Genomic DNA, 20,072 nt, shown 5'->3' with positions numbered 1-20,072 from the left:
TTACACGATGAGTACCTTTACGACCCCTGTCGTCACTTCCATGCAAATCATTCCGGTTGCGGGCCATGACAGCATGCTGATGAACCTGAGCGGCGCGCATGCGCCATTCTTTACCCGCAATATTGTCATTATCAAAGACAATTCCGGCCATACGGGCGTGGGCGAAATTCCGGGCGGGGAGAAGATCCGCCAGACGCTGGAAGATGCCATTCCGCTGGTCGTGGGCAAAACGCTGGGTGAGTACAAAAATGTCCTGAACACCGTGCGCAACACCTTTGCCGATCGCGATGCCGGGGGACGTGGCCTGCAGACCTTCGATCTGCGTACCACCATTCACGTGGTGACCGGGATTGAATCCGCGATGCTGGATCTGTTGGGTCAGCATCTGGGCGTCAACGTCGCGTCGCTGTTGGGTGAAGGACAGCAGCGCAGCGAAGTGGAAATGCTGGGCTATCTGTTCTTTGTCGGCGACCGCAGGCTGACACCGCTGCCGTATCAGAGCCAGCCGGATGAACAATGCGACTGGTACCGACTCCGTCACGACGAGGCGATGACCCCGGATGCGGTGGTGCGCCTGGCGGAAGCCGCGTACGAAAAATATGGCTTTAATGATTTCAAACTGAAGGGCGGCGTGCTGGCCGGGGAACAAGAGGCGGAAGCCGTCACCGCACTGGCAAAACGTTTTCCACAGGCGCGCGTGACGCTGGATCCTAACGGAGCATGGTCGCTTGATGAAGCGATCAAAATCGGAAAGCAGCTGAAAGGCGTGCTGGCGTATGCGGAAGATCCGTGCGGGGCAGAACAAGGCTTCTCGGGCCGTGAGGTGATGGCGGAATTCCGCCGCGCAACGGGGCTGCCAACCGCGACCAATATGATTGCTACCGACTGGCGTCAGATGGGACACACGCTGTCATTGCAATCTGTCGACATTCCGCTGGCGGACCCGCACTTCTGGACGATGCAGGGCTCGGTGCGCGTGGCGCAGATGTGTCATGAGTTTGGCCTGACCTGGGGCTCGCACTCTAACAACCACTTCGACGTGTCGCTGGCAATGTTCACGCACGTTGCCGCTGCCGCTCCGGGGACGATTACCGCTATCGACACGCACTGGATCTGGCAGGAGGGTAATCAGCGTCTGACTAAGCAGCCGTTTGAAATCAAAGGTGGCATGGTTCAGATGCCTTCCACTCCGGGGCTGGGGGTTGAGCTGGATATGGACCAGGTGATGAAGGCCCATGAGCTGTACCAGAAACACGGTTTGGGCGCGCGCGATGACGCGATGGCGATGCAGTATCTGATCCCCGACTGGACATTCGACAATAAATGCCCGTGCATGGTACGATAAACGCATTGGGACCGCTCCCATGAGCGGTCTTTTACGTGGTGTATGCTTAACGTAACGACTATGCGTAAGGATGGCTTATGAAAATTGTTATCGCACCGGACTCGTATAAGGAAAGTTTGAGTGCGCTTGAGGTTGCGACAGCGATAGAACGTGGTTTTCGCGAGATCTTTCCCGAGGCGGTTTACGTCAAACTGCCGGTTGCGGACGGCGGCGAAGGGACGGTTGAGGCGATGATCGCGGCAACGCAGGGACGCATTGTGCATGTTCCGGTGACCGGCCCGCTGGGTGAGCGGGTGGACGGGTTTTATGGCTTATCCGGTGACGAGCAGAGCGCCTTTATTGAAATGGCGGCGGCAAGCGGCCTGGAGCTGGTCGTCCCTTCACAGCGTAATCCCCTGAAAACCACCTCCTGGGGCACGGGCGAACTGATTCGGCATGCGCTGGATGCGGGTGTTAAGCATATCATCATTGGCATTGGCGGCAGCGCCACCAATGACGGCGGAGCAGGGATGGTGCAGGCGCTGGGCGCTAAATTGCTCGACGCGAGCGAACAACCTCTTAGGCAGGGCGGAGGCGAACTGGGAAAACTCGCGCGTATCGACCTGAGCGGGCTGGACAGACGTCTGGCGGAGTGTCGGATAGAAGTCGCCTGTGATGTCACGAATCCACTCACCGGAAAGGACGGTGCGTCAGCCGTATTTGGACCGCAAAAGGGTGCCACACCCGAGATGATCGTCACCCTGGACAACGCGCTGGCGCAGTATGCGAGAGTCATTGCCCGGGATCTGGATATCGACGTGCTAAACCTTGCTGGCGGCGGAGCGGCAGGTGGCATGGGGGCTGCGCTGTACGCCTTTTGCGGCGCGCAGCTGCGCCAGGGCATTGAGATCGTGACCGATGCGCTACACCTGGCCGACCAGGTGGCCGATGCGGATTTGGTGATCACCGGGGAAGGCCGCATTGACAGCCAGACGATCCACGGCAAAGTCCCGGTGGGGGTGGCGAAGGTGGCGAAACGCTTTAACAAACCCGTTATTGGCATTGCTGGCAGCCTGACGGCGGACGTTGGCGTAGTACACGATCACGGCATTGATGCAGTGTTTAGCGTGATCTACACCATCTGCTCCCTGGAAGACGCGCTGGAAAATGCCAGCGAGAACGTCAGGATGACCGCAAGGAATATCGCTGCGGTGCTGAAAGTGGGGCAGGCATTTTAGCTGTGGTTGCCGGGTGGCGGCTTCGCTTTAACCGGCCTACGTTAGTGCACCTGTAGGCCCGGTAAGCGTAGCGCCACCGGGCATTTACCTCAGCTCCCCAACACCTTCATCGCTTCCCGCGTCACATTATCCATTTCATCCAGCAGCTCCAGGAACTCCGGTTCAAGCTCCGATTCCGGCGTACCGGCACGTAGCTGCTGCTCCAGCAGCTGGCAGAGGTTTTTCAGCCGCGGCACGCCGCTGTAACCGCAGCTGCCGTGTAGCTTGTGGATTGCTTCGAGCAGCTCTTCCGGATTTTCACCCACCAGCTGCTCTTCCACCTTATTGCGAATTTCAGGCAAAAACGCGACCAGCATTTGCAGCATGTCGCGGGCAAGATCGGGTTTACCTGCCGCCTGGCGCAACGCAAGCTGCCAGTCAAAGGTGGCGTTCTGATTAACGCTTACCTCAGCCTGCTCGCTGGAAACCGTGTACGTCCCGCCGATATGACCCGGCTTATATCGCAGCAGCAGGCTATGAAGTTTCTCTTCATCGATGGGCTTTGCCAGGTAATCGTTCATCCCGGCGCTCAGCAGCTTCTCCTTCTGGCCAGCCATCGCATGTGCGGTGACCGCAATGACCGGCGTTTGCTGCTGATGCGGCAGCTGGTGGATCAGCTCGCAGGCCCGGATGCCGTCCATGCCCGGCATCTGAATATCCATCAGGATTAAATCGAACTGCATCTGCTTAGCCTGTTCAACCGCCTGCGCGCCGCTGGTGCACAGCTCAACATGCTGAACCTGGTCCTCAAGCAATGCGCCTATCAGCTTCAGGTTGGCCGGATTATCATCCACCGCCATCACGCTCATCGGCAATTTTTGCTCATCGTTAATCAGCGGAAGGGCATGCTGGCTAAGACGGCAATAATCCGTGAGCGCGGGCAGGAGACGGGTCGCGGTGAGCGGTTTTAGCAGACACGCGGCGGCTCCGTCATTTTTTAACTCTTCTGCATTCAGCTGAGCGTGGCAAGGCAGCGCCAGCAGCAGATAGTCGGTCATTGAGGCGGCTTTCGCCAGCCGCTCCTGCTGCATGGTCAGTTCGCCGGTGAAGGTGACCGGGATCCCCATCAGCAGAATATCGTAATGCTCAACGGCAAGCGCTGAGAAGGTTGGGCTGTAGACCACCTCCAGCGGCGTGGTGCTTAATATGTCGAGCGTACACTGCGCCGCTGCGGCGTTAGGCTCAACATAGGCCAGTCGCTTGCCCTTCAGGCAGCCCGTCATCGGACCGTCGGTCAGCACGTTCGGATTGAGGTCCAGATTAATGTGGAACCAGAAGGTTGAACCGCGGTTTGGCTGGCTGTGGAAAGAGATATCGCCGCCCATCTCGTTCACCAGACGCTGGGTGATCACCAGCCCCAGACCGGTGCCGCCATGACGGCGGGAGATACTGGCGTCCGCCTGACGGAACGCCTGGAACAGACGCGACTGGTCGCGCTCCGGAATACCGATGCCGGTATCGCGGATCTGGACTTCAATCTGGACCTTATTGCTGCTGATCGAGCGTTTCTCTACCAGGACGTCGATATTACCGCTTTCGGTGAATTTAATGGCATTCCCGACAAGGTTGGTAATGACCTGCTGCAGGCGCAGCGGATCGCCAATAACGTTATCCGGCACGTCGTTTTTAATGTTAAGCGTCAGCTCCAGGCCTTTATCGTGCGACGAGTGCGCGAGCAGCGTCACCACTTCATCAAGCGTGCTGCGCAGCGGGAAGGGAATACTCTCCAGGATCAGCTTGCCCGCTTCCAGCTTGGAGAAGTCCAGCACGTCGTTGATGATCGCCAGCAGGTTGTTGGCCGAGCGTTCAATGGTGTGCAGGTGATCGCGCTGAGTGGGGTTGAGCTCGCTTTTGAGCGTCAGGCGGGTAAAGCCGATCACGCCATTGAGCGGCGTGCGCAGCTCGTGCGACATATTGGCAAGGAATTCCGACTTGATACGCGCCGCTTCCTGGGCGCGCTTTTTCGCCAGATCCAGCTCAACGTTCTGGATCTCCATCTGCTCCAGCGTTTCGCGCAGGTCGGACGTCGCCTGGTCAACGTTGTGCTGCATCTCTTCGTGATAGGCCGCCAGCGACATCGCCATCGAGTTGATGCCGTTTTTCAGCATGTCCAGCTCGCCCAGCATAAACCCTTCCACACGGCTGTCGAGCTGTCCCCGGCGGATGCGGTCAACCGTGTTAACCATGTTGCGGATGGGGCCCGTCACGTCGCGCATCAGGCGCCAGCCGAAGATCAGCGCAATGCCAATGCAGAACAGCATCATCACGCCAGAGATGAAGATTTCTTTGTACTGCTGTAGCCGTACCGACTTGAGATCCAGCTCCAGCGCCACATATCCCAGCATATTATTGCTGGATTTGGCGTCGGATTGCGCGGACTCATCGGGGGAATAGCTTTCCGACACGATCGGCGTGCGCAGGATCATGATATCGCCGCGCCGCAATACGGTGAGGTGGCGCGGGAACGGCGTACCGTCCGGGATCTTCAGGGCCGCCGGATCGAGATGAAAGTTCGAGGTGACAAACAGCCGGTTATGTTCGTCGTACACGGAAATGGCGCGTACGATGTCCGAGTGGCGGCGGTGGAGTACGCTGATTAACTGCCCAATGGATTCGCGGTTTTGCAGGTTCATGCCGTACTCGCTGGATACGGCAAGCGGTTCGATGATGCTGGCGCCTGCATCCTCCAGCTGCCGCTGCAAATCGTTATAGCGGTGCACCACAAAGAAGATACTCAGCAGCAAACCGATGAGAACGGTGGGGGCGAGGATCAAAATCATCATGCGCGCGCGCAGGCTGTAGTTGGTCATGGCGTTCCGTTATGGGACAATTAAGATAATTATGTTTATGTGAGAAAAATCTCGGCGATGGCGCAATTCTACTCTGCAAAGCGACGCGTGACGACGCGTGAAATCATTACTGTTGAAGCCACGGACCTCGATCCGTTTGGTCAGGGAGTAGCACGTCACAATGGTAAGGCTCTGTTTATAACAGGTTTACTGCCAGCAGAACGAGCAGAAATTACGCTGACGGAAGATAAACGTCAGTTCGCGCGCGGACAGGTTAAGCGTCGTCTCAACGATAGCCCGGAGCGCGAGAAGCCCCGCTGCCCGCATTTTGGCGTTTGCGGCGGCTGCCAGCAACAGCATGCGAGCACAGAATTACAGCAAAAAAGTAAAAGCCGCGCGCTGGCGCGTCTGCTCAAACATGACGTTAACGAAATTGTTGCCGACGAGCCCTGGGGCTATCGTCGGCGCGCGCGCCTGAGCCTCAGCTATCAGCCAAAAACGGAACGTCTGGAGATGGGGTTTCGCAAGGCCGGCTCCAGCGACATCGTTGACGTGAAGCAGTGCCCCATTTTGGTGCCCCATCTTGAGGCATTACTTCCGGAAGTGCGCATCTGCCTCTCCGGGCTGGACGGCGTACGCCATCTCGGGCACGTCGAACTGGTCATGGCAAACAATGGCCCGCTGATGGTGCTGCGCCACACCGCGCCGCTGTCGAAAAAAGATCGCGAAAAACTGGAACGCTTTTCGCATTCCCACGACCTGGCGCTTTTCCTGGCACCACAAAGCGAGATACTTGAGCAGGTTACCGGTGAGGCGCCCTGGTATGCGTCAAACGGGCTACGCTTAACGTTTAGCCCGCGGGATTTCATTCAGGTCAATGATGGCGTTAACCAGCAGATGGTGGCGAAAGCGCTGGCGTGGCTGGATGTCCAGAAAAGCGATCGGGTGCTCGATCTGTTCTGCGGAATGGGCAACTTCACGCTGCCGCTGGCGCGAGAAGCGGCCAGCGTCGTCGGCGTGGAAGGCGTTGAGGCGCTGGTGGCGAAAGGGCAGGAGAACGCGCGGCAAAACGCCTTGCAAAATGTGACATTCTTTCATCAAAATCTTGAGGAAGATGTCACTCAACAGCCGTGGGCAAAGCAGGGCTTTGATAAAATTTTGCTCGACCCGGCACGTGCCGGTGCCCCGGGCGTGATGGCACATATTATTAAACTCGCGCCGAAGCGTGTGGTCTATGTTTCCTGTAACCCGGCAACGCTTGCCCGGGACAGCGAGGCATTACTCAGCGCGGGTTACCAGATTCAGCGTCTGGCAATGCTGGACATGTTCCCGCACACTGGGCATCTGGAATCGATGGTGTTGTTCGAGCACATCTAATTTGTTTGGCTTGTCGACTTCGACAGGCCCTGGTCCCTAAAGGAGAGGACAATGGTTGCGGTAAGAAGTGCACATCTCAATAAAGCTGGGGAGTTTGACCCACAAAAATGGATCGCAAGTCTGGGAATTTCCAGCCAGCAGTCGTGTGAACGCTTAACCGAAACCTGGGCCTATTGTCTGCGCACCACGCAGGGGCATCCCGACGCCGATCTTCTCCTGTGGCGCGGCGTTGAGATGGTTGAAATCCTGTCCATGCTGAACATGGACATCGAAACGCTGCAGGCCGCGCTGCTCTTCCCCCTCGCGGATGCGGACGTGGTCAGCGAAGACGTGCTGCGCGACAGCGTCGGCAAATCCGTCGTCGCGCTGATCCACGGCGTGCGCGATATGGCGGCCATTCGTCAGCTTAAAGCCGCGCATACCGATTCCGTCTCCTCAGAGCAGGTCGATAACGTTCGCCGGATGCTGCTGGCCATGGTGGATGATTTCCGCTGCGTGGTCATCAAGCTGGCCGAGCGTATTGCCCACCTGCGAGAGGTAAAGGATGCGCCGGAAGACGAGCGCGTGCTGGCCGCCAAAGAGTGTACGAACATCTATGCGCCGCTGGCGAACCGCTTAGGGATTGGTCAGCTGAAGTGGGAGCTTGAAGATTACTGCTTCCGCTATCTGCACCCGGCGGAATATAAACGGATTGCCAAACTCCTGCACGAGCGCCGTATCGACCGCGAGCACTATATCGAGGAGTTTGTCGGCGGCCTGCGCCAGGCGATGAAAGAAGAGAACGTGCGCGCCGAAGTCTACGGTCGGCCTAAGCATATCTACAGCATCTGGCGCAAAATGCAGAAGAAACACCTCGCCTTTGACGAGCTGTTTGACGTGCGCGCCGTGCGTATCGTGGCGGAGCGTCTGCAGGATTGCTACGCCGCGCTGGGGATAGTACACACTCACTTTCGTCATCTGCCCGATGAGTTCGACGACTATGTCGCCAACCCAAAACCGAACGGCTACCAGTCTATCCATACCGTGGTGCTTGGCCCTGGCGGTAAAACGGTTGAGATTCAGATCCGCACCAAACAGATGCATGAAGACGCCGAGCTGGGCGTTGCCGCGCACTGGAAATACAAAGAAGGCACCTCCGGTGGGGCGCGTTCTGGCCACGAAGACCGCATTGCCTGGCTGCGCAAGCTGATTGCGTGGCAGGAAGAGATGGCCGATTCCGGCGAGATGCTCGACGAAGTGCGCAGCCAGGTCTTTGACGATCGGGTGTATGTCTTTACGCCGAAAGGGGACGTTGTCGACCTGCCGGCCGGCTCTACGCCGCTCGATTTTGCCTACCACATCCACAGCGATGTGGGACACCGATGCATCGGGGCGAAAATCGGCGGGCGTATTGTACCGTTCACCTATCAGCTGCAGATGGGTGACCAGATTGAAATCATTACCCAGAAGCAGCCCAACCCGAGCCGGGACTGGCTTAACCCGAACCTGGGGTATGTTACCACCAGCCGCGGGCGCTCGAAGATTCACGCCTGGTTCCGTAAGCAGGATCGTGACAAGAACATCCTTGCCGGTCGCCAGATCCTCGACGACGAGCTGGAGCATATCGGGATAAGCCTGAAAGAGGCGGAAAAATTCCTGCTGCCGCGCTACAACTTCAACGAGCTTGACGAGCTGTTAGCGGCCATTGGCGGCGGTGATATTCGTCTGAATCAGATGGTGAATTTCCTGCAGGCGCAGTTCAATAAGCCAAGCGCGGAAGAGCAAGATGCGGCGGCGCTGAAGCAGCTGCAGCAGAAAACCTACGCGCCGCAGCAGCGCAGTAAAGACAACGGCCGCGTGGTGGTCGAGGGTGTAGGTAACCTGATGCACCACATTGCCCGCTGCTGTCAGCCAATTCCAGGAGACGATATCGTCGGCTTTATCACCCAGGGGCGCGGGATTTCAATTCACCGTTCCGACTGCGACCAGCTTGCCGAGCTGCAGTCCCATGCGCCGGAGCGCATTGTGGAAGCGGTCTGGGGCGAGAGCTACTCCGCCGGCTACTCGCTGGTGGTGCGCGTTACCGCCAACGACCGCAGCGGCCTGCTGCGCGACATCACGACCATTCTCGCCAACGAGAAGGTCAACGTGCTGGGCGTCGCCAGCCGCAGCGATACCCGCGAGCAGCTTGCCACCATCGATATGACTATCGAAATCTACAACCTGCAGGTGCTGGGCCGCGTGCTTGGCAAGCTGAACCAGGTGCCGGATGTGATTGACGCGCGTCGTCTGCACGGCGGCTAAACATCCTCTTCCGTAGGCCGGGTTAGGCAACGCCGCCACCCGGCATTTTTTTATCAGGACATAACCATGACTCAAATCGACCGCCTGCTCGGCATCATGAAACGCCTGCGCGACCCGGAAAACGGCTGCCCGTGGGACAAAGAGCAGACTTTCGCTACCATTGCCCCGTACACCCTTGAAGAGACCTATGAGGTGCTGGACGCCATTTCCCGCGAAGACTTTGACGACCTGCGCGGCGAGCTGGGCGATCTGCTGTTCCAGGTGGTGTTCTATGCACAAATGGCGCAGGAAGAAGGGCGCTTTAACTTTGACGATATCTGCGCAGCAATCAGCGACAAGCTTGAGCGCCGTCATCCCCATATTTTCGGTGACGCTACCGCAGAAACCAGCACCGAAGTCCTGGCCCGCTGGGAGCAGATCAAAAGCGCCGAGCGGGCAGAAAAATCCCAGCACTCCGCGCTGGACGACATTCCGCTGAGCCTGCCCGCACTGATGCGTGCGCACAAAATCCAGAAACGCTGCTCCGCGGTGGGGTTTGACTGGACCTCTCTCGGCCCGGTGCTGGATAAAGTGCACGAAGAGATTGACGAGGTCATGCATGAAGCGCAGCAGGCGGTGGTGGATGAAGCAAAGCTTGAGGAAGAGATGGGCGACCTGCTGTTTGCGACCGTCAACCTTTCTCGCCACCTGGGTGTAAAAGCGGAAACGGCGCTGCAAAAAGCCAACCTGAAATTCGAACGCCGCTTCCGCGAAGTAGAGCGGATTGTCGCCTCGCGCGGCCTGGAAATGAGCGGTATTGACCTCGACGCGATGGAAGAAGTCTGGCAGGAAGTAAAGCGCCAGGAATCTGATCTCTAACGAAATTTTGCGATCAAGCGCAATTTGTGTGATTTTTTAAATGACAAGCGCTTGATTTGCGTCAAAAACATTTACCCAAAAGGGGCTATTTTCTCACTCCTTATGTTTGTCATGGCCTGGAATGGAGACGGAGAATGAAAGTTTGTGGCGCTCGCCGTGTTCGGGTATACTACTTTCCCGTCCTGGTTATTCCATCGTTTCACCCTAACTTCTCAGGTTCAGCATGACAACGAACTATATTTTTGTGACCGGCGGGGTCGTATCCTCTCTGGGTAAAGGCATTGCCGCAGCCTCCCTCGCAGCCATTCTTGAAGCCCGTGGCCTCAATGTGACCATGATGAAACTGGATCCGTACATCAACGTCGATCCGGGCACCATGAGCCCAATCCAACACGGGGAAGTGTTCGTTACTGAAGACGGCGCTGAAACCGATCTGGATCTTGGCCACTACGAGCGTTTCATCCGCACCAAAATGACCCGTCGTAACAACTTCACGACCGGCCGCATCTACTCCGACGTTCTGCGTAAAGAGCGCCGTGGTGACTACCTGGGTGCAACCGTTCAGGTTATTCCGCACATTACTAACGCCATCAAAGAACGCATTGTTGCGGGTGGCGAAGGCCACGACGTAGTGCTGGTTGAAATCGGCGGTACCGTGGGTGATATCGAATCCCTGCCATTCCTGGAAGCGATTCGTCAGCTGGCGGTAGACATTGGCCGTGAACACGCGCTGTTCATGCACCTGACGCTGGTGCCGTACATGGCCGCTGCAGGTGAAGTGAAAACCAAACCGACTCAGCACTCTGTTAAAGAGCTGCTTTCTATTGGTATTCAGCCAGACATCCTGGTTTGCCGTTCCGATCGCGCGGTTCCGGCGAACGAACGTGCGAAAATTGCATTGTTCTGTAACGTGCCTGAAAAAGCCGTTATTTCAATGAAAGATGTCGATTCCATTTATAAAATCCCGGGCCTGTTGAAATCTCAGGGCCTGGACGATTATATTTGTAAACGATTCAGCTTGAACTGTCCGGAAGCTAACCTGTCTGAATGGGAACAGGTTATTTACGAAGAAGCCAATCCGGCAGGCGAAGTGACTATCGGTATGGTCGGCAAGTACATCGAGCTGCCGGATGCCTATAAGTCAGTGATCGAAGCGCTGAAACACGGTGGTCTGAAGAACCGTGTCTCCGTGAACATCAAGCTGATTGATTCGCAGGATGTTGAAACGCGTGGCGTTGAAATCCTGAAAGATCTGGATGCTATCCTTATACCTGGCGGCTTCGGCTACCGTGGTGTAGAAGGCAAGATCGCCACCGCGCGCTATGCGCGTGAAAACAATATTCCATACCTCGGCATCTGTCTGGGTATGCAGGTTGCGCTGATCGAATTTGCGCGCAACGTAGCGGGAATGGAAAACGCGAACTCTACGGAATTTGTGCCAGACTGTAAGTACCCTGTTGTGGCGCTTATCACCGAATGGCGTGACGAAGAAGGTAACGTCGAAGTCCGTACCGAGAAGAGCGATCTGGGTGGCACCATGCGTCTTGGCGCACAGGCCTGCCAGCTGACTGACGATAGCGTGGTTCGCAAGCTGTATGGCGAGCCGGTCATCACCGAGCGCCATCGTCACCGCTATGAAGTCAACAACATGTTGTTGAAACCTATTGAAGCCGCGGGCCTGCGTGTTGCGGGACGCTCCGGGGATGATCAGTTAGTCGAGATCATTGAAGTGCCAAACCATCCGTGGTTTGTCGCCTGCCAGTTCCACCCGGAATTTACTTCAACGCCACGTGACGGGCATCCGCTGTTTGCAGGCTTCGTTAAAGCCGCCAGCGACTACCAGAAGCGTCAGGCGAAGTAAAAAAAGTTAGAACGGCAACGCGTACCTTTGGTACGCGTTGTTTGTCTGGAGTTTTAGTTTAACTTGTACTGAGGAAAATCTAATGTCCAAAATCGTTAAAGTCATCGGTCGTGAAATCATCGACTCCCGTGGTAACCCGACCGTTGAAGCCGAAGTTCACCTGGAAGGTGGTTTCGTTGGTATGGCTGCTGCTCCATCAGGTGCTTCTACCGGTTCTCGCGAAGCGCTGGAACTGCGCGATGGCGACAAATCTCGCTTCCTGGGTAAAGGCGTACTGAAAGCGGTTGGCGCTGTAAACGGTCCTATTGCTCAGGCAATCATTGGCAAAGACGCTAAAGACCAGGCTGGCATCGACAAGATCATGATCGATCTGGACGGTACTGAAAACAAATCTAACTTCGGTGCGAACGCAATCCTGGCTGTTTCCCTGGCGAACGCCAAAGCGGCTGCGGCTGCTAAAGGTATGCCACTGTTCGAGCACATCGCTGAACTGAACGGCACCCCAGGCAAATACTCCATGCCTGTACCAATGATGAACATCATCAACGGTGGTGAGCACGCAGACAACAACGTTGATATTCAGGAATTCATGATTCAGCCAGTTGGCGCGAAATCCCTGAAAGAAGCGGTACGTATGGGTTCTGAAGTGTTCCACAACCTGGCTAAAGTTCTGAAAGCTAAAGGCATGAACACTGCTGTTGGTGACGAAGGTGGCTATGCGCCAAACCTGGGTTCTAACGCAGAAGCACTGGCTGTTATCGCAGAAGCAGTTAAAGCTGCTGGCTACGAGCTGGGCAAAGACATCACCCTGGCGATGGACTGTGCAGCATCTGAATTCTACAAAGACGGTAAATACGTTCTGGCTGGCGAAGGCAACAAAGCGTTCACCTCCGAAGAGTTCACTCACTTCCTGGAAGACCTGACCAAACAGTACCCAATCGTGTCTATCGAAGACGGTCTGGACGAGTCTGACTGGGCTGGCTTCGCATACCAGACTAAAGTACTGGGCGACAAAATCCAGCTGGTTGGTGACGACCTGTTCGTGACCAACACCAAGATCCTGAAAGAAGGCATCGAGAAAGGCATCGTTAACTCCATCCTGATCAAATTCAACCAGATCGGTTCTCTGACCGAAACTCTGGCTGCGATCAAAATGGCGAAAGACGCTGGCTACACCGCGGTTATCTCTCACCGTTCTGGCGAAACTGAAGATGCTACCATTGCCGACCTGGCTGTTGGTACCGCTGCAGGCCAGATCAAAACCGGTTCTATGAGCCGTTCTGACCGTGTTGCTAAATACAACCAGCTGATTCGTATCGAAGAAGCGCTGGGCGAAAAAGCACCATACAACGGTCGTAAAGAGATCAAAGGCCAGGCATAATTGCTTAAGCCTTAAAATGAAAATGCCAGTCGAATGACTGGCATTTTTTTTGGCTATTTAAAATCGACCGCCATTTGCTCCGGAATGGTCAGCCCCTGGGTAGTTTGCACGCAGCGGGCGATATAATCCGTAAACCGGGGCGGCTTGGGCATTCCCATGCTCAGCAGCTTATCGTTGCTGAAGCGCACGTTAAGCGTGGCAAACGCACCGTATAACCGCATGGCTTTCAGCATCAGACGTTCGTTGCACGGGCCAAAAATATGTTTCAGCTCGCGGCGCATTCGGACCAGCGTTTCGTAGCTGACCTGGGCATATTTATCCCCGACGGGGGCTTTCTCCAGCGCCTGCGCCATCGCCTGATCGATATCCGCAAAGCGAACGCTGTTCTCTTCACCCGCAGAAATGTGCACCACTTCCCCCGGACGCGCGTTGCTGTTAAGCAACATTAACAGCGCGTCGGCGCAGTAATCCACCGGCACAACGTCGATCCGGTCTTCCATTGAGCACATGAACTTCTGCAGCATCAGGCCCATGCTAAAGACCCAGAAAATGCTGCTCGACGGCGTGCAGCCGTGACGGGTATGGCCAACGACGATGGACGGACGGGCGATGAGCAGGGGAAGGTTAGGGCACTCCTGGCGCATCAGCTGTTCGATGGTTGACTTCGAAAACGTGTATTCCACCAGGTGTTCAGCATTCTCTCTGAATTCGGCGCTTTCGGCGACCAGGGAATCCTGCTCCGGCGTGCATGACATCGCGGTGCCGACGTGGAGGAAACGCTGCAGTCCTGTGACCTGCTCCATACGACGCGCCAGCGCCAGCGTACCTTCAACGTTGACCTTCCAGATCAGCGGGTTGTTACCAAATGAGGCGACGGCCGCACAGTTCACGACATGCGTGACCCGATCCAGACGGGGATCGTTCAGGAAGGCTTCTGGCTGGCTGAGGTCGCCAATCAGGATATTGTCCACATTCAGGGAGGCCAGTTTGTCCTCAGGAACGTTGAACTTGCGCATATTCTCCAGCACGCGCTCCAGCCCGCTCTGCGGATCGCTGGCGCGCGCAAGCAAAAGGAGTTCTATGGATTGATCGTTGGTCAGGATTTTTTCAAGAACTGCACCGCCCAGAAATCCGGTCACGCCTGTAATCAATAACATCTTCATTAATACCGTCTCATTATGATTGATGAGGCGGATTGTAGGCGGGCAAAAGTAAACGGCATTTAAATAATAAAACGCCGAAATCAGTGGCGTCTTAAGCTTATTTTAAGGAAAGGAAATCAGGTGAAGATATTGGACATTATCGCAATGGTAAAAATTCAATCTATTAAAATTTAAATTTTAACTCGTTGAATTTAATTGATTTTATAAGGCCTGTGCCGAATGGTGAATTTAATTCAAAATGTAATAAATATAATACTTTGTTACACCAAACATTTACCGGGTAAATGATGAAAACTCCACTTAACGAAAATCAGACAATATAAGTCGCAGGCCGATTTATTTAGCCTGCGAATGATTTTCAGAGCAAAAGGGGAAGCGTGGCGCTGGCTGTTTGCTGGCTAACGTCGCCGTAATGACCATCCAGCGCAATCATGGACGTGGTCAGCAGCTCGACCAGCAGCATAACCCCAACCTTAGCATTGAGTGCGCCAGCGCTAAGGGGACCCTCTGGTTTGGCCGCAACCAGCAGCATGTCGCTCAGGGATGCCAGCGGGCTGCGGGGCGTATTGCTGAGTGCCAGAACCTTAACGCCGCGCTTGCGGGCAAGCTTCACCACGTGGAGTAAATCCCGCGTTGAACCCGAACTGGAGATAGCCACGACCAGGGTCTCTTTTGAAAGCGTTGTCGCATTCATGGCCGCGCGGTGCATATCGCTGAACAGCTGCGCGGGTTTGCCCAACCGCAACAGCTTGTAGTGGAGATACTCCCCAAGGATCGCGCTGGCCGCAACGCCATAAATCTGCACGGACTGCGCCTGGTGCAGCGCCAGTGCGGCCTTTTCAAGCAGCGTGCGGTCAAGGAGCCGGGCGGTATCCTGCAAAGCCTGCACCGACTCATCCACGACGTTATCAATCTCATCGCCCGCCTGACGCGCGGGCTGGCCCTGCTGAATATCCAGCGCAAGCGCCATTTTAAATTCGTTATAGCCCTTGCAGCCCAGCGTCCGGCAAAGACGCGTGACGCTGGCCTCGCTGGTGTGGCTCTCGCGCGCCAGCTCGGTGATCGTCAGGTAGAGCACCCGGGCAGGATCGCTGAGGACAAACTCGCCGAGTTTTTGTTGTGTTGGGCTGTACCCGGAAGCCTCCTGGCGTAGCTTCAGCAGCAGGTTTTCATGGTCTGACATGCTCGATCCTTAATGCGTTTCTCTGCGACTAGTGTGGCGGAAAGCGGGGGAAAGATGCCAGTCATTTTGAAAAAGTATGATCGTCGTCCTGGTTTGTGATGATAATTTTCACTATTAAATATTTATATGGTAAAAATTTTCATCGTTTAATGAGGGGATGAAAAAATGATGCAAATATTCAGTGGGGCTTCTTCAGGAGGATGGTTTGAAAAAGCGCAGCGCTTTGGCAAATCCTTTATGTTGCCGATTGCCGTGTTGCCTGCGGCGGGTCTGCTGCTGGGGATAGGCGGCGCGTTATCGAATCCCAACACGCTGGCAGCCTATCCGTTTTTAGACGTGAGCTGGCTGCAGGCCATTTTCACCATCATGAGCAGCGCTGGATCCATCGTGTTTGCGAACCTCTCGGTGCTGTTTGCCGTTGGGGTGGCCGTCGGGCTGGCAAAAAGCGATAAGGGCACGGCCGGGCTGGCGGCATTACTCGCGTTTCTGGTGATGAATGCCACCATCAACGCGCTGCTGATCCTCACCGGCAAACTGGCGCAGGAGAACCCGGGGGCCGTGGGGCAGGGCATGACGCTGGGTATCCAGACGCTCGAAACCGGCGTGTTTGGCGGCGTGGTGATTGGACTGGTGACCTGCGCACTCCATCATCGGTTTAACAAGATTGCGCTTCCGCAGTTCCTGGGCTTTTTTGGCGGCTCGCGCTTTGTCCCCATTATCAGCTCCCTGGCGGCGATACTCGTCGGTGCGCTCATGACAGTGGTCTGGCCGCATTTCCAGAAGCTGATTTTTGGTCTGGGCGGGCTGGTGGATGCTACGGGTTATCTGGGCACCCTGCTGTACGGCTTTATTCTCCGCATGCTGGGCCCGTTCGGTCTGCACCACATCTTCTATTTACCTTTCTGGACCACCGCGCTTGGCGGGAGTGAAATCGTCAACGGACACCTCGTGGAAGGCACGCAGCGGATCTTCTTCGCCCAGCTGGCCGACCCGAACACGCAGCATTTCTATGAGGGGACGTCACGCTTCATGTCCGGGCGCTTTATTACAATGATGTTTGGCCTGCTCGGCGCGTGTCTTGCGATGTACCATACGGCAAAACCCGAGAACAAAAAACGCGTTGCCGGGCTGCTGCTCTCTGCGGCGTTAACCTCGTTCCTTACCGGGATTACCGAGCCTATTGAGTTCTCCTTCCTGTTTATTGCGCCGGTGCTTTACGTCATCCATGCGCTGTTTGACGGGCTGGCGTTCATGCTCGCGCACATGCTGCATATCACCATCGGGCAAACCTTCTCCGGCGGCTTCATCGACTTCGTGCTGTTCGGCATTTTACAGGGAGAGGCCAAAACCAACTGGATGTTCGTACCGCTGGTCGGCGTACCGTGGTTCTTCCTTTACTACTTTACCTTCCGCTATCTGATTAACCGTTTTGATTTCGCCACGCCGGGTCGGGAAAAGGAGGCGATGGCTGACGAGGTCAGCCTGCCGCAAAACGAACGCGCCGCTGCGGTGATCGCCGGATTAGGCGGAAAAGACAATCTGGAAGAGGTGGACTGCTGCGCCACTCGTCTTCGCGTTACGGTCAAGGACGGCAGCAAAGTGAATGACGCGGCGCTGAAAGCCACCGGGGCGCGCGGCGTTATCGTGCGCGGCAACGGTGTTCAGGTCATCTATGGCCCGCACGTCACGATTATCAAAAACGAAGTGGAAGAGATCTTATCGTAATGAAAACTGTACTGGATACCCTGAAGGGAAAACTGGTCGTCTCCTGTCAGGCGCTGGAAAATGAACCGCTGCATAGCCCGTTTATTATGTCGCGAATGGCGCTGGCGGCGGCACAGGGCGGGGCCGCCGCAATTCGTGCCAACAGCGTGGTGGATATCGAGGCCATTAAGCAGCAGGTCTCTTTGCCTGTTATCGGCATCATCAAACGGGATTACCCGGAAAGCGAGGTATTTATCACCGCGACAATGAAAGAGGTGGATGAGCTCATGGCCGTATCTCCGGAAATCATTGCGCTTGATGCGACGGCGCGGGAGCGTCCCGGCGGAGAATCTCTGGAAACGCTGGTCACGCGCATACGCTCACGTTACTCCTCAGTATTGCTGATGGCGGATATTCCAACGGTCGAAGAGGCAGTGACGGCGCAGGCGCTGGGCTTTGACTGCGTCGGCACCACGCTTTATGGCTATACGGCGGAAACGGTGGGCCATTCGCTTCCTGAGAACGACTGCGCGTTCCTGAAGGCCGTGCTGGCTGCCGTAACGGTCCCCGTAATTGCCGAAGGCAACGTGGATACGCCTGAACGCGCGGCCAGATGCCTGGCGCTAGGGGCGCATACGGTCGTTGTCGGCGGTGCGATCACCCGCCCACAGCAAATTACCGAGCGCTTTATGGCGGCGATTGGCGCGCAAAGCACCGATGGAGCATGACCATCCGGCGGGGATCTGCGATACTTATCGTTTATCCCCTTTACTGAGATGACTATGCAGTACCCGATTAACGAGATGTTCCAGACCCTGCAAGGCGAGGGTTACTTTACCGGCGTTCCCGCTATTTTCATTCGTTTACAGGGATGCCCGGTTGGCTGTGCCTGGTGTGATACCAAACATACGTGGGATAAGCTCGCAGATCGGGAAGTATCGCTGTTTAGCATTCTGGCGAAAACCAAAGAGAGCGATAAATGGGGCGCGGGCAGTTCAGAAGATCTGCTGGCCATTATTGGTCGTCAAGGCTGGACGGCGCGCCATGTGGTGATCACCGGCGGTGAGCCCTGCATCCACGATCTGACGCCGCTGACCGAGCTGCTCGAAAAGAACGGCTATAGCTGTCAGATTGAAACCAGCGGCACCCATGAAGTGCGCTGTTCACACACCACCTGGGTGACGGTATCGCCAAAAGTGAATATGCGCGGCGGGTATGACGTGCTGTCTCAGGCGCTGGAACGCGCGGATGAGATTAAGCACCCGGTTGGGCGCGTGCGTGATATCGAAGCGCTGGATGAACTGCTGGCAACGCTGACGGATGAAAAGCAGCGCGTCATTGCGCTACAGCCGATCAGCCAGAAAGACGACGCGACGCGCCTGTGCATTGAAACCTGTATTGCGCGCAACTGGCGCCTGTCGATGCAGACGCACAAGTACCTGAATATTGCCTCCCCCTTGCGGGCCCCCGCCTAGCGGGGGGCCCGACCTGAAGGGAGTAACGCCCAGGTCACTCCCACCGAAGCGAGACACATCGCGCTGTTGAAAAGGAGGGCATACTGTGCGGCGCTGGCCATGCCCAGCGGCAGCAGCAGCGCATAGAGCGACGCGGTAACCGCGATCCCCATCGCTCCCCCCAGCGAGCTGCCCATTTTGTACACCCCCGAGGCCACCCCGACTTTGTTTTCTGGCGCGTTCATCACCGCCGTATCTGTTGACGGCGTGGCGTAACATCCCAGCCCCAGACCAAATAAAATGTTACTGAGAAAGACGGTGACGATGTAGATCTCCTTGCTTAAAAACGTGCAGGAGATGAGCGTGATGCCCGTTGCGGTCAGCAGCGGCCCGGTCATCATCGGCAGGCGCGCGCCGTAGCGCTGAAGCAGCTTTTCCCCTACCCGGATCATCGCCAGCACGGTAATCAGATACCCCAGCGTCATCATGCCGGTTTGCAATGGCGACAGACGGTGGCCCTGCTGCAGCCAGATGCTGGCGATCATCATGGTGCCAATGCAGCCGTTGAGCAAAAAGTTAGAGAATACCGAGGCGCTGTAGGCCCGGTTTTTAAACAGGGCAAAATCAATCAGCGCCGCGTCACCCTTGCGTCGCCCGGTGAGCACAAAGCAGGCCGCTGCCAGCGCGGAGCCCCCCAGCACCAGCAGCGACAGGCCGCTGCTCCAGCCCCAACCGTGTCCCTTGCTGATAAACAAGTTCAGCAGCACCAGCATAAGGACAAAACTCACCAGGCCGCCAATATCTAGCTTATGGCGACGTGCGCCGTCGCTTCGGCTTTCCGGCGTGCCGCGGATCAGCAGGAGTGCCATCGCCGCCACCAGCATGGAAAAAATAAAGATCCATCGCCAGCCGAGCGTGGTGGCGATGGCGCCGCCGACAAACGAGCTCAGCCCGCTGCCGCCCCATGAACCAATCACCCAAAAGCTGATTGCCCGCTGGCGAGCGTTGCCTTGATACCAGGTTTTAATCAGCGCCAGGGTGGCGGGCATGATGCAGGCCGCTGACAGCCCCTGTATCGCTCTCCCCAGCAGAAACAGAACCGGCTCCCACGAGAAAAAAAGCAGGGCGCTGCCGATGATGCTCAGCGCGAGGCCAATGTAGGTCATACGCACGCGGCCAAACTTATCGGCAAAGCCGCCGCAGGCAACGACAAAACAGCCGCTGAACAAGGCGCTAAGGCTGACCGCCAGCGTGAGGGTTTCAAGGGAGATAGCGAGGCTGTTTTTCATTGCCGGCACAACGTTAATCACCGACTGCGCAAATAACCAGAATGTCAGAACGCTCATCACAATACCGGCCAGCAGCCGATCGTTACCGGCGTAGGACGGTGTGCCTGTCAGGGGTACGGTACTCATCGT

The 20,072-nt window shown here is 56.3% G+C and carries 14 protein-coding genes; 10 read left to right on the top strand and 4 right to left on the bottom strand.

Going from position 1 to position 20,072, the window contains the following annotated elements; translation table 11 throughout:
• Positions 1–7 precede the first annotated feature (7 nt).
• A complete protein-coding gene (gene gudD, locus UR504_RS08250; RefSeq protein WP_302236390.1) occupies positions 8–1,345 on the top strand; it encodes a glucarate dehydratase in 1,338 nt (445 codons plus the stop codon).
• 77 nt (positions 1,346–1,422) lie between these two features.
• The gene (locus UR504_RS08245; RefSeq protein ID WP_274240682.1) at positions 1,423–2,562 is read left to right on the top strand and encodes a glycerate kinase; all 1,140 of its coding nucleotides are present in this window, start codon (positions 1,423–1,425) and stop codon (positions 2,560–2,562) included.
• 89 nt (positions 2,563–2,651) lie between these two features.
• Here UR504_RS08245 and barA read toward each other — a convergent pair whose 3' ends face one another.
• The gene (barA, locus tag UR504_RS08240) at positions 2,652–5,411 is read right to left on the bottom strand and encodes a two-component sensor histidine kinase BarA (protein WP_302236395.1); all 2,760 of its coding nucleotides are present in this window, start codon (positions 5,409–5,411) and stop codon (positions 2,652–2,654) included.
• A gap of 57 nt (positions 5,412–5,468) precedes the next feature.
• On the opposite strand from barA, the gene rlmD reads away from it, so the two are divergent.
• From rlmD to eno, 5 genes are all read left to right on the top strand, one after another.
• Positions 5,469–6,767 carry a 23S rRNA (uracil(1939)-C(5))-methyltransferase RlmD gene (gene rlmD, locus UR504_RS08235; RefSeq protein WP_302236397.1) on the top strand — a complete coding sequence of 433 codons (1,299 nt, stop codon included), beginning with the start codon at positions 5,469–5,471 and terminating at the stop codon, positions 6,765–6,767.
• Positions 6,768–6,818: 51 nt separating this feature from the next.
• Positions 6,819–9,050, top strand: a complete 2,232-nt coding sequence (relA, locus tag UR504_RS08230; protein WP_008499628.1) for a GTP diphosphokinase — start codon at positions 6,819–6,821, stop codon at positions 9,048–9,050.
• Between the two features lie 66 nt (positions 9,051–9,116).
• Positions 9,117–9,908 (top strand): nucleoside triphosphate pyrophosphohydrolase, encoded by a 792-nt coding sequence (mazG, locus tag UR504_RS08225; RefSeq protein ID WP_143345462.1) that lies wholly within the window; start codon positions 9,117–9,119, stop codon positions 9,906–9,908.
• Between the two features lie 223 nt (positions 9,909–10,131).
• Complete coding sequence (gene pyrG / locus UR504_RS08220; protein ID WP_032648095.1) at positions 10,132–11,769, top strand: glutamine hydrolyzing CTP synthase; 1,638 nt, start codon at positions 10,132–10,134, stop codon at positions 11,767–11,769.
• 82 nt (positions 11,770–11,851) lie between these two features.
• Positions 11,852–13,150 (top strand): phosphopyruvate hydratase, encoded by a 1,299-nt coding sequence (eno, locus tag UR504_RS08215; protein ID WP_024909267.1) that lies wholly within the window; start codon positions 11,852–11,854, stop codon positions 13,148–13,150.
• A 53-nt stretch (positions 13,151–13,203) separates the two neighbouring features.
• Here the strand turns inward: eno and UR504_RS08210 are convergent, their stop codons facing one another.
• Both UR504_RS08210 and UR504_RS08205 read right to left on the bottom strand, forming a co-directional pair.
• Positions 13,204–14,313, bottom strand: a complete 1,110-nt coding sequence (locus UR504_RS08210; protein ID WP_115876180.1) for an SDR family oxidoreductase — start codon at positions 14,311–14,313, stop codon at positions 13,204–13,206.
• 358 nt (positions 14,314–14,671) lie between these two features.
• Positions 14,672–15,496: a MurR/RpiR family transcriptional regulator gene (locus UR504_RS08205; protein ID WP_024909265.1), complete on the bottom strand. Its 825-nt coding sequence runs from the start codon at positions 15,494–15,496 to the stop codon at positions 14,672–14,674.
• Between the two features lie 165 nt (positions 15,497–15,661).
• Here UR504_RS08205 and UR504_RS08200 point away from each other — a divergent pair, with 165 nt between their 5' ends.
• From UR504_RS08200 to queE, 3 genes are read left to right on the top strand one after another with little or no spacing between them, the layout of a single operon-like run.
• Complete coding sequence (locus UR504_RS08200) at positions 15,662–17,221, top strand: PTS transporter subunit EIIC (protein ID WP_302236406.1); 1,560 nt, start codon at positions 15,662–15,664, stop codon at positions 17,219–17,221.
• Entirely contained in the window at positions 17,221–17,928 is a 708-nt protein-coding gene (locus tag UR504_RS08195) for an N-acetylmannosamine-6-phosphate 2-epimerase (RefSeq protein ID WP_320739589.1), read from the top strand. Before UR504_RS08200 ends, UR504_RS08195 begins: the two co-directional genes overlap by 1 nt.
• Positions 17,929–17,982: 54 nt before the next feature.
• Positions 17,983–18,675 carry a 7-carboxy-7-deazaguanine synthase QueE gene (queE, locus tag UR504_RS08190; RefSeq protein WP_320739588.1) on the top strand — a complete coding sequence of 231 codons (693 nt, stop codon included), beginning with the start codon at positions 17,983–17,985 and terminating at the stop codon, positions 18,673–18,675.
• On the opposite strand, the gene UR504_RS08185 is transcribed toward queE, so the two are convergent.
• Positions 18,672–20,069, bottom strand: a complete 1,398-nt coding sequence (locus UR504_RS08185; RefSeq protein ID WP_115876177.1) for an MFS transporter — start codon at positions 20,067–20,069, stop codon at positions 18,672–18,674. The genes queE and UR504_RS08185 overlap by 4 nt on opposite strands.
• Positions 20,070–20,072: the final 3 nt, after the last annotated feature.

It is taken from the genome of Enterobacter sp. 241F3, assembly GCF_034106785.1.
Taxonomy (GTDB): Bacteria; Pseudomonadota; Gammaproteobacteria; order Enterobacterales; family Enterobacteriaceae; genus Enterobacter; species Enterobacter vonholyi.
Note: the sequence above shows the minus strand (reverse complement) of the source record. Positions and strands in the feature narration are given on the sequence as shown.

Excerpts from the sequence above, each read along its gene's own strand:
- pyrG (WP_032648095.1), top strand. The coding sequence starts at position 10,132 with ATGACAACGAACTATATTTTTGTGACCGGCGGGGTCGTATCCTCTCTG.
- rlmD (WP_302236397.1), top strand. The coding sequence starts at position 5,469 with ATGGCGCAATTCTACTCTGCAAAGCGACGCGTGACGACGCGTGAAATC.
- eno (WP_024909267.1), top strand. The coding sequence starts at position 11,852 with ATGTCCAAAATCGTTAAAGTCATCGGTCGTGAAATCATCGACTCCCGT.
- mazG (WP_143345462.1), top strand. The coding sequence starts at position 9,117 with ATGACTCAAATCGACCGCCTGCTCGGCATCATGAAACGCCTGCGCGAC.
- relA (WP_008499628.1), top strand. The coding sequence starts at position 6,819 with ATGGTTGCGGTAAGAAGTGCACATCTCAATAAAGCTGGGGAGTTTGAC.
- queE (WP_320739588.1), top strand. The coding sequence starts at position 17,983 with ATGCAGTACCCGATTAACGAGATGTTCCAGACCCTGCAAGGCGAGGGT.
- UR504_RS08185 (WP_115876177.1), bottom strand. The coding sequence starts at position 20,069 with ATGAGTACCGTACCCCTGACAGGCACACCGTCCTACGCCGGTAACGAT.
- UR504_RS08210 (WP_115876180.1), bottom strand. The coding sequence starts at position 14,313 with ATGAAGATGTTATTGATTACAGGCGTGACCGGATTTCTGGGCGGTGCA.
- gudD (WP_302236390.1), top strand. The coding sequence starts at position 8 with ATGAGTACCTTTACGACCCCTGTCGTCACTTCCATGCAAATCATTCCG.
- UR504_RS08205 (WP_024909265.1), bottom strand. The coding sequence starts at position 15,496 with ATGTCAGACCATGAAAACCTGCTGCTGAAGCTACGCCAGGAGGCTTCC.
- barA (WP_302236395.1), bottom strand. The coding sequence starts at position 5,411 with ATGACCAACTACAGCCTGCGCGCGCGCATGATGATTTTGATCCTCGCC.
- UR504_RS08195 (WP_320739589.1), top strand. The coding sequence starts at position 17,221 with ATGAAAACTGTACTGGATACCCTGAAGGGAAAACTGGTCGTCTCCTGT.
- UR504_RS08245 (WP_274240682.1), top strand. The coding sequence starts at position 1,423 with ATGAAAATTGTTATCGCACCGGACTCGTATAAGGAAAGTTTGAGTGCG.
- UR504_RS08200 (WP_302236406.1), top strand. The coding sequence starts at position 15,662 with ATGATGCAAATATTCAGTGGGGCTTCTTCAGGAGGATGGTTTGAAAAA.